Annotated in this window: 13 protein-coding genes; 9 read left to right on the top strand and 4 right to left on the bottom strand. The window is 60.9% G+C overall.

What is annotated here, in order from left to right:
- Positions 1–239 precede the first annotated feature (239 nt).
- The gene (locus tag LGT41_RS15605; protein ID WP_274127884.1) at positions 240–1,442 is read left to right on the top strand and encodes an ROK family transcriptional regulator; all 1,203 of its coding nucleotides are present in this window, start codon (positions 240–242) and stop codon (positions 1,440–1,442) included.
- A 4-nt stretch (positions 1,443–1,446) separates the two neighbouring features.
- On the opposite strand, the gene xylB is transcribed toward LGT41_RS15605, so the two are convergent.
- Positions 1,447–2,925, bottom strand: coding sequence for a xylulokinase (gene xylB, locus LGT41_RS15600; RefSeq protein ID WP_274127883.1), 1,479 nt, complete (start codon positions 2,923–2,925; stop codon positions 1,447–1,449).
- A gap of 144 nt (positions 2,926–3,069) precedes the next feature.
- Here xylB and LGT41_RS15595 point away from each other — a divergent pair, with 144 nt between their 5' ends.
- From LGT41_RS15595 to LGT41_RS15585, 3 genes are read left to right on the top strand one after another with little or no spacing between them, the layout of a single operon-like run.
- Entirely contained in the window at positions 3,070–4,569 is a 1,500-nt protein-coding gene (locus tag LGT41_RS15595; protein WP_274127882.1) for an ArnT family glycosyltransferase, read from the top strand.
- Positions 4,566–5,516, top strand: coding sequence for a glycosyltransferase family 2 protein (locus LGT41_RS15590; protein WP_274127880.1), 951 nt, complete (start codon positions 4,566–4,568; stop codon positions 5,514–5,516). Before LGT41_RS15595 ends, LGT41_RS15590 begins: the two co-directional genes overlap by 4 nt.
- Positions 5,516–5,890 carry a GtrA family protein gene (locus LGT41_RS15585; protein ID WP_274127878.1) on the top strand — a complete coding sequence of 125 codons (375 nt, stop codon included), beginning with the start codon at positions 5,516–5,518 and terminating at the stop codon, positions 5,888–5,890. The genes LGT41_RS15590 and LGT41_RS15585 overlap by 1 nt, the downstream gene beginning before the upstream one ends.
- A 128-nt stretch (positions 5,891–6,018) precedes the next feature.
- On the opposite strand, the gene LGT41_RS15580 is transcribed toward LGT41_RS15585, so the two are convergent.
- Together LGT41_RS15580 and LGT41_RS15575 are read right to left on the bottom strand one after the other, a co-directional pair.
- Positions 6,019–7,608 carry an ABC transporter substrate-binding protein gene (locus LGT41_RS15580; protein ID WP_274127876.1) on the bottom strand — a complete coding sequence of 530 codons (1,590 nt, stop codon included), beginning with the start codon at positions 7,606–7,608 and terminating at the stop codon, positions 6,019–6,021.
- A 25-nt stretch (positions 7,609–7,633) separates the two neighbouring features.
- Positions 7,634–8,266, bottom strand: a complete 633-nt coding sequence (locus LGT41_RS15575) for a helix-turn-helix domain-containing protein (protein WP_274127874.1) — start codon at positions 8,264–8,266, stop codon at positions 7,634–7,636.
- 163 nt (positions 8,267–8,429) lie between these two features.
- On the opposite strand from LGT41_RS15575, the gene LGT41_RS15570 reads away from it, so the two are divergent.
- Genes LGT41_RS15570 through LGT41_RS15550 form a run of 5 tightly spaced genes read left to right on the top strand, consistent with a single transcriptional unit; the run spans position 8,430 to position 12,423 of the window.
- The gene (locus LGT41_RS15570) at positions 8,430–9,440 is read left to right on the top strand and encodes an ABC transporter permease (RefSeq protein WP_274127872.1); all 1,011 of its coding nucleotides are present in this window, start codon (positions 8,430–8,432) and stop codon (positions 9,438–9,440) included.
- Positions 9,440–10,342, top strand: coding sequence for an ABC transporter permease (locus LGT41_RS15565; protein ID WP_274127870.1), 903 nt, complete (start codon positions 9,440–9,442; stop codon positions 10,340–10,342). The genes LGT41_RS15570 and LGT41_RS15565 overlap by 1 nt, the downstream gene beginning before the upstream one ends.
- Positions 10,339–11,175: an ABC transporter ATP-binding protein gene (locus LGT41_RS15560; protein ID WP_274127868.1), complete on the top strand. Its 837-nt coding sequence runs from the start codon at positions 10,339–10,341 to the stop codon at positions 11,173–11,175. Before LGT41_RS15565 ends, LGT41_RS15560 begins: the two co-directional genes overlap by 4 nt.
- A complete protein-coding gene (locus LGT41_RS15555; protein ID WP_274127866.1) occupies positions 11,172–11,933 on the top strand; it encodes an ABC transporter ATP-binding protein in 762 nt (253 codons plus the stop codon). Before LGT41_RS15560 ends, LGT41_RS15555 begins: the two co-directional genes overlap by 4 nt.
- Positions 11,926–12,423 carry a GAF domain-containing protein gene (locus tag LGT41_RS15550; protein ID WP_274127864.1) on the top strand — a complete coding sequence of 166 codons (498 nt, stop codon included), beginning with the start codon at positions 11,926–11,928 and terminating at the stop codon, positions 12,421–12,423. Before LGT41_RS15555 ends, LGT41_RS15550 begins: the two co-directional genes overlap by 8 nt.
- Before the next feature lie 46 nt (positions 12,424–12,469).
- Here the strand turns inward: LGT41_RS15550 and LGT41_RS15545 are convergent, their stop codons facing one another.
- Complete coding sequence (locus LGT41_RS15545) at positions 12,470–14,383, bottom strand: OmpA family protein (protein ID WP_274127862.1); 1,914 nt, start codon at positions 14,381–14,383, stop codon at positions 12,470–12,472.
- Positions 14,384–14,393: the final 10 nt, after the last annotated feature.

Genomic DNA, 14,393 nt, shown 5'->3' with positions numbered 1-14,393 from the left:
GACTCCGTCGCAAATTTTTGTGTTTATTACACATGAATGCGCAGATTGGCGCAATGAGAACACATTCCGCCACCAAACCGGGGGGCAGGGGCTGTTTTGCGCGTCTATTTACCATAAATTGTAATTAGTGCGCTTTGCCGCATAACAATTCGCCTTAATGTCGTCTACATCTCTAAATATACATGGTGTATCGGGGCCAAATCCCTATGGTGCGCCAAATATTAGGAGCGAATCGATAGATGAGAGTGAAGCGTGATAGCGGACGGACGCAAGTGCTGGACAGTATTCGCAATTCCGGACCAATCGCGCGTATTGAAATTGCCGAGGCGACGGGTTTCAGCCCGGCCACGGTTACGGCAATTACGGCCGAGTTTTTGCAAGCGGGCCTGATTGTTGAAATGCCGCTGGAAAGCCCCGCCCCGGTTGAGCAAAAGCAGGGGCAGGCCCGTCGCGGCCGGCCGCGTGTTCTGCTCAGGCTGAACGGTGCGGCGCATGTGGTGGCGGGTCTGAATGTTGCGCATCGCAGTATTTGTGTGCAACTGACCGATTTTGCCGGCAGTGACATTGCCGAATTTGAAATGCCGCTCGCCCAGCCCTGCATGGCGGCCGATACGCTGGGTCACATGATATTGATGGCCGTCGCGCAGTCCTGTGATCGCGCGGGGATTCCGATCCAGTCGCTCTCAGCAATCGGCGTCGGCATCGCCGGGCAGATCAACACCGAAACCGGCTTTGTGCATTGGTCGCCCTCGCTGAAGGCACGCAATGTTGCGCTGGGTCCGCAATTGCAGGCTATCGCACCATGCCCGGTTTTCATTGGCAATGATGCCAATCTGGTTGCCAAAGCCGAACATTTGTTCGGAAAGGCGCAAGGTATCGATGATTTTCTGGTTGTGACCATCGAACATGGCGTTGGGCTTGGCATTGTGCTGGGGGGGAGGCTTTACAGCGGTCTGCGCGGCTGCGGGGCAGAGCTTGGCCATATCAAGGTAGAGTTTGATGGCGCGCCGTGCCAATGCGGCCAGCGTGGCTGTCTGGAGGCCTATGTGGGCGAATATGCCATTCTGCGGGCGGCGCAGGCGGAAAATGATGCCTATGACGATGTGCAGCAGGTTTTTGCCGCCGCCGATGCGGGTGACGCCGCCGCGCGCAAAGTGCTTGCGCGCGCGCGGCATATGCTGGCAACGGGCATTGCCAGCCTGTTGAATATTTTTGACCCGCAGCTGATCATTCTGGCAGGCACGCGCAGCACGATTGCGCATCTTTACGATGACGCGCTGCACAAAGACATTACCGGCATGGCCGTAAAGGTCGACGCGCCCTTGCCGCCGATTGAACCGCACCATTGGGCCGGGGCGCTTTGGGCCAAGGGCGCTGCGGCCTATGCGATCGAGGGTGTTGCGCAGCTCACCATTCGTGATCTTGCGCAATCACCCGTCTGACAGGCTAACCCGCGCGCAAGGCGCTATCATCGCTCAGCGCCGGATAAAGCGCACGGTAGCGCGCATAACCGGCCGCATAGCGTTCGGCCAGATCGGCGCGCGGATCGATCGTTTCGGCAATGGGCGGGGTTTGCATGATCTCATCCAGCCCGGCCGCGCCCGATGCCGCAATCGCCAGCCGTGCCGCACCCAGGGCGGCGCCAAATTCGCCACCGGCAGGCAGTGAAAGCGGCAGGCCAAGCGTTGAGGCCAGTGTTTCCAGCCAGAAGCGCGACCGCGTGCCACCGCCAACCGCCAACACCTGGTTGAGCCTGGCGCCGGTTACAAAAAGCGCCTCCAGACTGTCGCGAAGGGCGTAGCACACCCCTTCCATGACCGCCTGGGTAAGCTGTTCCGGCGTGTCGGCCACATCCAGCCCGACAAGAGCCCCGCGCAGTTGCGCGTTGTTATGCGGCGTGCGTTCGCCCGAAAGGTAGGGCAGGAACATCACATTTCCCGGACCATTGGCGGCATCGGGCAGGGCGGTGGCAAGATCGCCGGCGCTGCGCCCCAGATTGCGGGCCAGCCAGTTCAGGCAATCGGTCGCCGCCAGAATAACCCCCATCTGATACCATCGCGCGGGCACGGCATGGCAGAATGTATGCACTGCCGTCGCCGCATCGGGCGCAAACTGGTCGCGCGCGGCCAGCAGCACCCCCGATGTGCCAAGCGAGACAAAGCCGCTGCCTTCGGCAAAACAGCCCGCCCCGCAGGCGGCGGCGGCATTGTCGCCCGCACCGCCCGCCACAACAACCGGGCCGCTTATTCCCCAGTTACCACGTAATTCGGCGCGCAACATGCCACCCGCCGCACTGCCTTCAACCAGCCTTGGCATCTGCTCGGCGCGCATATGGGTCAGCTCCAAAGCCTTGTCCGACCAGGCGCGCGCGCCAACATCCATCCAGGATGTGCCCGCGCTATCGGACATATCGCTGACATGCTCACCCGTCAGCCAGAGGCGCAGATAGTCTTTGGGCAGCAGCACTTTTGCGGTTTTGGCAAAAATCTCGGGTTCATGGGCCTCGACCCACATCAGCTTTGGCGCGGTAAAGCCGGGAAAGACGATATTGCCGGTAATTGCGCGCATGTCGGGCATGGCATCGAGCATGGCGGCCTGCTGGCTGGCGCGGGTGTCATTCCACAGGATGCAGGGGCGCAGCACAGTGTCGGCGCTATCCAGCAAAGTGGCCCCATGCATATGGCCGCTCAGCCCAATGCCACCAAGTGCTGCAAGCTCTTTGGGATGGGCGGCGCGCAGTTTTTGCATGACAGCATCAAAGGCCGCAAGCCATTGGGCAGGATCCTGTTCCGACCAGCCGAATTGCGGATGGCGCGCCGAACAGGCCGCCTCGGCAGATCCGATGACATTGCCATTTTCGCGCACCAGCAGGCTACGAAGGCCCGATGTGCCCAGATCGACACCCAAATATACTGCTTCTGTCACGTGATTGTCCTTATGAAATGCAAACGGCCGTAGAATTGGCGCAGCGCGCCGGGTCAGTTTGTTTCATATGCCAAAAGCAAGCCATGTTGCTAGAGGCGCGCTTTGGTTATACTCGTGCGGCAGGTAAAACAGGCAGGTGGCACTATGGGTGAACAACAGGCGCGTTTGAACGCTGCGGAAACATTTCGGCTTGGCGCCACGGCGCGGCGGTTCTTGCTGGCAACATTGCTACTGCTCATTGCTGCGCGGCTCATGCTGATATTCTGGTTGCCGGTGATCGACCCGACCGAAGGGCGCTATATCGAAATCGCCCGTAAAATGCTTGAAACGGGCGACTGGATTACCCCGCAATTTGACTATGGCGTGCCGTTCTGGGGCAAGCCGCCCCTGCATACATGGCTTTCGGCCCTTGGCATGAAGCTGTTTGGCGTCAGCCAGTTTGGCGGTCGTATCCTGATTTTTGCAACCGCGCTCGCAACCGGCTGGTTATGCCATGACTGGGTGCGCCGCCATTGGGGGCGCGACCTTGCCCTGCTGTCGGTGGTGGCGATTGCCGCCGCGCTGGTGTTTTTCGGCGCATCGGCCTTTGTGGCAACCGATATGGCAATGGTTTTTGGCACCACGCTCAGCATGGTGGCGTTTTTCAACTGCGTCACGGCAACCGAAAACCGGCGGATCTGGGGCAATCTTCTGTTTGTCGGGCTGGCCGTGGGGATGCTGGCCAAAGGCCCGACCGCGGTTGTGTTAACCGGCATTCCGCTGTTTTTCTGGCTGCTTTTGGGCAATCGCTGGGCGCTGCTGCTGCGCTTGCCCTGGGGGACCGGGCTGGCCGTGCTGGTCTTGCTTACAGCGCCGTGGTATGTGGCGGCCGAGCTGAAAACGCCGGGTTTTCTGCGCTATTTCATCATTGGCGAGCATTACGAGCGGTTTGTCGTGCCGGGTTGGGAGGGCGACCTTTATGGCCGTGGCCATGCGCGCCCCAAAGGGTTGATCTGGGCCTATGGGCTGGCGTTTTTCCTGCCCTGGACCTTTTTTGGACTGGCGCTGCTGGCAAAGCCTGTGCGCCTGTTTGCGGCGGCCAAGGGCCTGGGGGGCGGTGCTGGCATGTATTTGCTGCTTTGGGCGCTCTCCCCGATGATCCTGTTCACGCCGGCGGCCAATATCCTGCCATCATACGTGCTGCCATCTATCCCCGCAGCGGCGATTTTGGTGGTGCTTTTGTGCAGCGCGGTCTGGCAGGGCGGGCGCATCTTGCGCCTGGCAACAGCGGCCACGCTGGTGGCAACGCTTGCTGTCTATCTGGGTCTGGCGGGCCTGGCCTATTTTGCACCGATGCGCATTTCTGCCAATACCGAGCTTGCGCTTGTCGCAAAAGCGCGTGCGCTGGAGCCGCAAATGCCGATCATCTATTGGGGCGCGCGCGCGTTTTCGGGCGAGTTTTACAGCAACGGGCGGGCGCAAAGCACTAGCGATGCTGCTGTGCTGGCCGGCCTTGCGGCAAACACCACGCGCGATGCGGTGGCCGTGTTGCCCGAAGACCTGGCGCAGGTTCAGGCGATTTTGGGCGACAGCGTTTCAAATGAGGGCCAGTTCGGCGCGCGGTTTCTGCTTGTCGAGCCCGCGAATGGCGGGGCAGGCCAATGACACATGCCACGCCAAGCCTGTCGCTGATCGTTCCGGCCTATAACGAAGAGGCGAATATCGCCGAAACCGTGCGCCAGATTGCCGCCGAGGCGGCGCGCCTGGTGCCGGGTTTCGAGATTGTCATCGTAGATGACGGCAGCCGCGATGGCACCTGTGCGGCGGCTTTGGAGATTGGCAAAACCATCCCGCTGCGCCTGCTGCGGTTTTCGCGCAATTTTGGCAAGGAACAGGCGATCATGGCCGGGCTGAACGCGGCGCGCGGCGATGCGGTCGTAATTCTCGATGCCGATCTGCAAGAACCGATCAGCTATCTGGAGCCCATGCTCAAGCACCGTGCCGAAGGTTATGATATGGTCTATGCCGTGCGCGCAAACCGCGCGGATGAGGGTATTGCAAAGCGGCTGTTTACCCGCGTGTTTTACAAATTCATCAACTATGGCGGGGAAACCAGCATTCCTGAAGATGCCCGCGATTTTCGCCTGATGGACCGCAAGGTGGTGAACGCGCTTTGCGCCCTGCCCGAGAATAACCGCTTCATGAAGGGGCTTTACAGCTGGGTCGGGTTTCGCAGCATTGCGGTGCCAATCAAGCTGGCGCCGCGCAAGGGCGGCAGTTCCAAATTCGGGTTTCGCAGCCTGTTGCGCCACGGGCTGACGGGCATGACATCCTTTACCAACTGGCCGCTGCGGGTTTGGACAGGCATTGGCTTTGGCATTGCGGTTCTGTCGATTCTTTACGGTTTCTGGATCTTTCTGCGCACATTGTTTTTTGGCGTCGATGTGCCCGGCTGGTCAACGCTGACCGTGGCGGTGTTCCTGCTTGGCGGTGTGCAGCTCATCTCGGTCGGGGTGCTGGGCGAATATCTGGCGCGGGTCTTTGCCGAGGTCAAGGGCCGCCCCGGTTACATCATCGCCGAAGAGATTGAAACAACATCCGAGGGCAAGTGATGCTTGGTCAACTCATCCGCTTCGGTCTGGTTGGCGGGCTGGCAACGCTGGTGCATATGCTGGTGGGCATCAGCCTGATCGGCGCGGGCATGGCGGCGCTGTTTGCCAATCTTGCCGCGTTTCTGGTGGCTTTCGGGGTGAGCTTCATCGGGCATTACGGGTTCTCGTTTCCCCAGAAAACCGCATCGCTCTCATCGGCGTTCAAACGCTTCATTCTGGTCGCCATCGGTGGCTTTCTGATCAATGAAAGCCTGCTGGCGCTTTACCTGTGGCTGGCCCTTGGCCCCGAAGTTCCGGGGTTGATCCTGTCAACCGGCAGCGCCGCTGTGGTAACGTTTTTCGTAAGCCGCAACTGGGCGTTTCGCGCCAGGTAGAAAGCGGGCAGCCCAAACGCCCGAATTGGTTTTGCACCTGCCCAAATGCGCGACCGGCTGGCGCATGGCCCGGAATATGCGCGCAAAAAAGCCGCCGGCACGCGCGTGCCGGCGGCAGTTGGGGAGAGTTATTCTTTGTCGACCAGACGGTAGTAAACAAAGTCGGAGGTCGCGCCGTTCACATAGCCGCTTACATCATTGTCCATTGCCACCTGATAAGAGGCCTGGAACATGATGATGATGGGAGAGCTTTCCTGAACGCGCTGCTGAAGGTCGCGGTAGATGTTGAGCCGCGCTTCGGCATCGGTTTCAACCAGCGCATCGCGGGTCATCTGGTTCAGCTCTTCGGGCACGGCCCAGGCATTGCGCCAGGTGGTTGTGGCGGCATAGGCATCATCGGAATTGTCCGAATTATAGGCGAAGGCCTTGGCGTTTGAATGCGGGTCCATAAAGTCTGGCCCCCAATAAAGCAGCATCGCCTGATGGCTGCGCTCACGATATTTGGTGATGACCTGTGAACCCGTGCCGGGCAGGATTTCGAAGTTGATCCCCGCTTCGGCAAAGCTGGCCTGAAGCGATTGCGCCATATCGGTGAAGGGGGCTGCGTTGATCACGTCCAGCGTAACGGTGATCGGCAGTTCGATACCCGCATCGGCCAGAATTTGCGCAGCGCGCTCCGGGTCATAGCTGTAGGGGGTTTCGTCATACGAGCCCGGAAAGCCGCGTGGCCAAAACGCCTGATGCACTTCCATCTGGCCCTTGATGATGGTCGAGGTCATGCCCTCGTAATTCACCAGATAGCGGGCCGCTTCCCACACGGCGGGCGGTGTCAGGCTGTCGACCTTCTGGTTGAAGGACAGGAAGTGAACCGCCGCTTGCGGAAAGACTTCGACGTTGATTTCGGTCGGGTCGATCGAGGCGATCTGATCGGGTGTCAGGTTTTTCGCCATATCCACATCGCCGGATTCCAGCAGCAATTGCTGCGTTGCGGATTCGGCCACATGCTGGATGATCACACCGTCAACCAAGGGCGCGCCCTTGAAGTAATTCTCGTTGGCGGCAAGGCGCACAAGCTCGGCCGGGCGGTAGGTTTGCAGGCTGAAGGGGCCAGAGCCTGCGCTGTTTTCGTTCAGCCAGGCATTGCCCATATCGCCATCAACCTCATTGGCCATGACCAGCGCCATATCGACCACCGAAGCCGGGCGCGAGGCCAGCACGTTCATCACGAAGGCTGGCGAGAAATCGCCATCATAGCGGATGGTGACGGTGTTGCCCTCGGCAGTAACCATTTCATCGACATTTTCAGGTGTCCAGCCAAGCTGCACCAGAATGAAGGCCGGTGTCAGGTTCAGCTTGATCACGCGGCCAAGCGAATAGACCACATCGGCGCCGGTGACAGGGTTGCCGGAATGGAAGGTCGCCCCATCGCGCAGATTGAAGGTGATGGTCTTGGCTTCGGCGTCAATCTCCCAGCTTTCGGCCAGGCCGGCGGCCAGCACGGTCGGGTCTTCGGCATCGTATTGCACAAGACGGTCATAGATATTGGTGACAAGCTCGCCCGAGGTGAATTCGTAAGCCTGAGCCGGGTCGATTGCCACGATATCGTCGATGTTTTGGGCAACGACCAGAATATCGGGCGGGGTTTGCGCCCAGGCGGGCGGGGCTGCCAGCGGCGCAACAAGCGCGGTGGTCAGCAGGGCAGTCCGTAGTAGTTTCATGGCTCTCTCCAGTGTTGGGGGTGGATCATTTTGGTGACGTGGGTGAGGCGGTGACACGGGGCAGGCGCCTGGTTTCACCGCTGCGCAGAACGGTCAGCGTGCCAGTCCAGAGCAGCCGCGCCGTGGTATTGCCGGGGTTCACCCATGAATGCGGGGTGGTGCCGGCGTAATGCAGCGCATCGCCGGGGCGCATGGTGAAGTCTTCGCCGCCGAGCGATTGAATGATCTCGCCATCAAGCACCACAAGCAGCTCTTCGCCCTCGTGGCTGACGGTTTCGGAAACATAGCCGGGCGGGATGTGCAAGATATACGAGGTGAGTTCGGAGCCGGGATAATCGGAGCTGATGGATTCATAGACAATCGACGAGCCGGCAATTGAAAAATGCGGCCGGTCTTTGGCACGGCTCAGCGCATCGGCGGGTTTGTGTTCGATGATGAAGTAATCAAGCCCGACATCAAGCGCCGCCGCGATCTGCGCCAGGGTGCCAAGGGTTGGCACCGCATTGCCACGCTCGACCTGGCTAAGGTAGCCAACCGAAAGTCCGGCCTGCGCGCAAAGCTCCTGCAAGGTCTGGCCGCGCGCCTTGCGCCGCTTGCGCATCAGCGGGCCGATTTGCGGGGTTTTTGCCCGGGTCAGTTTTGAGTCGGATACGGTCACGCGGTTTGCCCTGTTGGTGGCTGTGTCAGAATAATTTTTTTGATGTAAGCAAAATATTTTGCGTCACGCAAACAAAATTGTCATAAGCGTTACAGGTATTTTGAAACGAGGCGCGTGAATGGCCGCGACAATCGGAACCAGCTCGTGGGCGCAAAGCCCTGCTATGATGACGCTCAAAGCCTTTACAGGCTTTGTTATTGTCGTCGCGCTGACCTTTTTGGGGCTGCTGGCCATAACCTTCTTCATTGGCCGAATCGTTCCGATCGATCCGGTGCTTGCGGTTGTGGGCGACCGCGCGACTCAGGCGCAATATGAAGCTGCCCGCGCCGCGATGGGGCTGGACCGGTCGCTGTTTGTGCAGTTCATCTCTTATGTTGGCGATGTGCTGGCGGGCGATCTTGGACGCTCGGTTTCCACCAACCGCCCGGTGGCCGATGATCTGGCGCGCGTTTTCCCCGCAACACTGGAAATGGCCAGCCTTGGCATTATCATCGGTGTTGGGCTTGGCGTGCCACTGGGGGTTTATGCGGCGGTGAATCAGGGCCGCTGGAGCGATCAGCTCATCCGCATTTTCGCGCTTCTCGGCTATTCGGTGCCCGCCTTCTGGCTGGGGCTGGTCGGGCTGGCGGTGTTTTATGCGGGGCTTGGCTGGGTCGCCGGGCCGGGCCGGGTGGATGTGTTCTATGACGGCGTGGTCGACCCCGTCACCGGCCTTTTGCTGGTTGACAGCATGATGGCGGGTGAGTGGGATATTTTCCGCAACGCAGTCGACCATTTGCTGCTGCCCGCCACCATCCTTGGCTTTTTCTCGATGGCCTATATCGCGCGGATGACCCGCAGCTTCATGCTCGACCAGCTGGGGCAGGAATATGTGACCACGGCGCGCGTGAAGGGTGTTTCGGAATGGCGGGTGATCTGGGTTCATGCCTTTGGCCCCATTCGCGTGCCGTTGATTACCGTGATCGGCCTGTCATTCGCCGGGCTGCTTGAAGGCTCGGTCATGATCGAAACGGTGTTCTCCTGGCCCGGCATCGGCAATTACCTGACCGTGGCGCTGTTCAATGCCGATATGAATGCGGTGCTTGGCGCGACCCTGGTCATCGGCGCGGTCTTTATCATCATCAACAAAACATCCGACGTGCTTTACCGCGTGTTGGACCCAAGGGGGCGCTGATGTCGGTTTCAACCTGGCTGAACAGCGATGCGCCCGGCTCGCGGATGCAGGCGAATCTGGGCAATAGCTGGCGGGTGGCGCGCAACCTGCTTGGCAACCCGCTGGCGCTGGCGGGGGCGATCATCATTCTGGCGCTTGTGCTGACCGCCGCCTTCGCCCCCTATATCGCGCCGCAAAGCCCGATCGGGCAGAACCTTGATGCGCGTCTGCTGCCGCCCTCGGCTGCGCATCTTATGGGCACCGACGAGCTTGGCCGCGATATCTTTGCCCGCGTTGTATATGGCGCGCGCATCACGCTGATGATTGTGGCCTTGGTCGCCATCATCTCGGCCCCGCTGGGGCTGATCATTGGCGTGGTGTCGGGCTATTTCGGCGGCTGGATCGACCGGTTTCTGATGGGCGTCACCGATATTTTCCTGTCGATGCCCAAGCTCATACTGGCGCTGGCCTTTGTGGCCGCGCTTGGGCCGGGCATTGAAAACGCCATCATCGCCATTGCCATTACCACATGGCCCGCCTATGCGCGCGTGGCCCGCGCCGAAACGCTTACTTTCCGCAATTCGGAATTCATTGCCGCCACGCGCCTGCTGGGCGGCTCGCATCCGCGTATCATCTTCCGGCATTTGCTGCCGCTTTGCACATCGTCGATGATCATCCGCGTCACGCTGGATATGGCGGGAATTATCCTGACCGCCGCCGGGCTTGGCTTTCTTGGCCTTGGCGCGCAGCCGCCTTTGGCCGAATGGGGCGCGATGATCGCGCGGGGCCGTGCCTTCATCCTCGATCAATGGTGGGTGGCAACCATGCCGGGCTTTGCCATCATCATCGTCTCGCTTGGCTTCTGCTTTCTGGGCGACGGGCTGCGCGATGCGCTGGACCCGAAGAAAGGCGGCAATTCATGACCGCGCCCTTGTTGACGGTCGATGGGCTGCGCGTGACCTTCCCCACGCCGCAAGGGCCGGTCGATGTGGTGAAAGACCTGAGCTTTACACTGGGGCGCGAACGCCTGGGCATTGTGGGCGAAAGCGGCTCGGGCAAGTCGATGACCGGGCGCGCGCTGCTGCGCCTGACCCCGCGCCCCGGCATGGCCACCGCGCGCAAAATGGAGTTTGAGGGGGTGGACCTGATGGCCCAAACCCCGCGCCAGATGCGCGCTATGCGCGGGGCGCGCATGTCGATGATCATGCAGGACCCGAAGTTTTCGCTCAACCCCGTCATGCGCGTTGGCCGCCAGTTGACCGAAGCCTTGCGCGCCCATAGCCGCATTTCCAGACGCGCCGCTATGGCGCGGGTGATCGAGATGCTGGAGGCTGTGCGCATTCACGATGCCAGCCGCGTGGTGCGCATGTATCCCCACCAGCTTTCCGGCGGCATGGGTCAGCGCGTGATGATCGCCATGATGCTGATCTTGCGCCCAAGCCTGCTGATTGCTGATGAGCCGACCAGCGCGCTCGATGTGTCGGTGCAGGCACAGGTGCTGGACCTGATCGATGTGCTGGTGCGCGACAACGGTATGGGGCTGATCCTGATCAGCCATGATTTGCAGCTTGTCGCGCGTTACTGCGACCGGATTTTGGTGATGAATGGCGGCGAGGTGGTGGAAAGCTGTGCGGCGCGCGATTTGCACAAAGCCAGCCACCCCTATACGCGCGGGCTGTTGGCCGCCGTGCCGAAAATGGATGAAGACCGCCGCGAATTGCCTGTTCTGGACCGCAGCACATGGGGGGGCACATGACCGCGATTTCGCTGAGGAATGTTACCATCGCCTATGACCGCAAGGCCGTTGTGCATGATGCCAGCTTTGATGTGGCGTTGGGCGAAAGTTTTGCGCTTGTGGGCGAAAGCGGTTCGGGCAAATCGACCATTCTGCGCGCCATTTGCGGGCTGGCAACCGAATGGCAGGGCGAAATTTCGGTATTGGATGCGCCGCGCGGCCACGGCCCGGACCGTGCGCTTGCCCCCGTCTGCCAGATGGTGTTCCAGGATCCCTATGCCAGCCTGCATCCGCGCAAAACGGTCGATGCGGTTCTGGGTGAGGCGCTGGCCATTCACCGGCTGGGCGACCAGGACAAGCGCATCAACGCTGCTTTGGACGAGGTCGGGCTCGACCGCCGCTATCGCTTCCGCTTTCCGCATCAGATGTCGGGCGGGCAGCGCCAGCGGGTTGCCATTGCGCGCGCGCTTATCCTGCGCCCCCGGGTCATGCTGCTGGACGAGCCGACCAGCGCGCTTGATGTCTCGGTGCAGGCCGAAATCCTGAACCTTCTGGTGCGGCTGCGCGCCGATCATGGCCTGTCTTACCTGATGGTCACCCATAACCTGCCGGTGGTCGGGTTTTTATGCGACCGCATGGCCGTAATGCAGCATGGCCGCATTGTGGAAATTGCGCCCGCGAATGTGTTGAAAACCGGAGCGTTCACGCACGAATACAGCCGCCAGCTTTATGCGGCCAGCCTGGGCGAGACCCAGAATAACGGAGACCGAAATGACTGACCTGAGCCGGGCGCGGCATGATTTTGCAACAGCGATTGCCCAAGCCAAAACCAGCCTTGCGGCGCATGAAGCCCTGCACGCCTTTGCGCAGTCGCTCGTGCCGGTCAGGCTTTACACGGTCATGACGGTCGATATGGACAAGATGCTGGCCGGGCGCGCCTATTCGAATGACGAGGTGACCTATCCGCTGCTGGGCACCAAGCCGGTTGAAATGAACGCCTGGTTTGAGGTTGTGCATGGCCGCCATGAAAGCTTTGTATCCAACGATCTTTCGTCTGTGCGCAACCTGTTTCCGGATTATGACACGATCGCCGGGCTGGGATGCGGGGCGATCATCAACCTGCCGGTGCTTGGTGCAGGGCAGCTGGTGGCAACGGTCAATATGCTCGATATACCGGGCTATTTCACCCCCGAACGCGTGGCACTGCTGGAGGCGGAATTGCCGATGCCCGCGCTGGCAACATTGCTGGCAGCGCGGGCATACGGCTAGGGGGGCGGGCGTTTCAGCACCGACAAGCGGCACAGAAACCCTTGGCCTAGTTCACCAGATTGGTGATGCGGCGCACGGCCACGCGGCGGTTCAGCCGTTCGGCCTTCAACGTCGGGATCAGCAAGAACCGTTCGCCATAGCCCTGAACGACCATGTTTTCCGGCCAAACCCCGAAATACTCGGTCAGCGCCAGCGCCACGGTTTCTGCACGGCGGTCTGACAGAAGCAGGTTGTAGCTTTCATCGCCAACCGCGTCGGTATAGCCCTCGATCAGAAACAACTCATTCGGGTTTTCATCGATCAATTCCAGCATCAGCAGCCCGATTTCGCGCAACCGCCCAGCCTCGGAAGCCGCAATGGCGGCAGAGCCTGTCGCAAAGGTGATGCGATCAAGGTTGATCTCGGGGGCCAGATTGCGCAGCTCGCGATACTGGCGCACCTGGCTCAGGCTGAACGTGCGGCCAATATCGCGCTGTTCGGCGGCGCGCAACGCGGCGCGCAGACCGGCGGTATCGGTGGCGTTCAGATAGGCCAGATCAACAGCCGATGGCTCGGGCAGAGCTTCGATTTCGACCGGTTCAAAATAGCGGGTGTCGTCGATCAACAGCACTTCGTTCCCGTCAATATCGATCTTTGAGCGGCGCAAGACGCGGCCTTGCGCATTGATGATCGTCACGATCTGGCTGCCATCTTCGCGGGTAACAAATGTGCGCATGGACCCATCGTTGAAGGTTTCCGTGCGAATGTTGGAGCCGGGCGTCTGCACCAGCACGTCCTCGTTTTTCAGCACGCTGAAATTGCCGTATTGGTCTTGCAGCACCACGCGGTCATCGGTTCGTGCCGTAACACGCTGACCGTTGGACAGGATGGCGCCAATCGCGAGCGCGCCAAGTGCGAAAAGGCCGGCACGTTCAAGGTCGCTTATCCCGCTACGTCCTGCTTCGGCCTCGGCAAACTCCTCGCTGCTGGTGCGGGCAGAGTCTTCGGCAATGGTTTCGGTCGTCACCACGACATTTTCATCGGCTGCCGCATCGGCGGTTATGGCGGCAATTTCGGCCTGACTCATCTCGTCAGCACAGAGTGTGGCGCCCGTTGCATCAACCAGTTCAACCGTGCAGTCCTTCGCTTCGGCTGCTGCACGCGCGGCCGCCTCGGCCTCGGCTTCGGCCTGGGCACGCGCCGCAGCGGCAGCGGCATCAGCCGCCGCGGTTTCAGCAATGGCGGCGGCAACGGATTCGGCTGTCGCAGCCTCGGCCTCGGCTTCGGCGTCTTCAGCGGCCAGAGCTTCCGCCTCGGCTTCGGCTTGCGCCTGTGCTGCTTCCACCTCGGCCGCAGCAGCTTCCGCTTCAGCGGCAGCCTGAGCTTGTGCGCTTGCTTCCGCTTCAGCCTCAGCAGCAGCTTGTGCTTGCGCGGCGGCTTCAGCCTCGGCAGCGGCCTCTTCTGCAGCCAAGGCTTCCTGTTCCGCCGCCGCCTCAGCCTCGGCAGCAGCTTGTGCTTGCGCCGCCGCCTCAGCCTCAGCCGCCGCAGCAGCTTGTGCTTGTGCTGCGGCTTCAGCCTCAGCCGCCGCAGCAGCTTCCGCCTCGGCCGCAGCAGCAGCTTCCGCTTCGGCTTGCGCCTGTGCTGCTTCCGCTTCGGCTTGCGCCTGTGCTGCTGCGGCGGCGTCTTCAGCGGCACATGCCTGGGCATTGGCGGTGCGCAAAATCCGCGCGGCCACGCTTTCCAGCGGCTCATCGCCGTTGCCCGGCCCGGCATTGCCCCCAGCGCCAGACAGGCCCGGATCGCAGGCAACGCCGGACCTTACAAGCGTGTCGAGGCAGGCGCTTTCGGCTGCGCTGGCATCGCCGCTGAAGTTTTGCAGGCATTGCAGCACAGAAGAGGATTGCGCCAAACCGGGCAGCGGTTGCAAAAACGACAAAGTAACAATCATTGCCGTTGTCGAATTCAATTTTCTGTTCTTCATTTGCTATCCT

It is taken from the genome of Abyssibius alkaniclasticus (assembly GCF_020447305.1).
GTDB lineage: Bacteria > Pseudomonadota > Alphaproteobacteria > Rhodobacterales > Rhodobacteraceae > Abyssibius > Abyssibius alkaniclasticus.
Note: the sequence above shows the minus strand (reverse complement) of the source record. Positions and strands in the feature narration are given on the sequence as shown.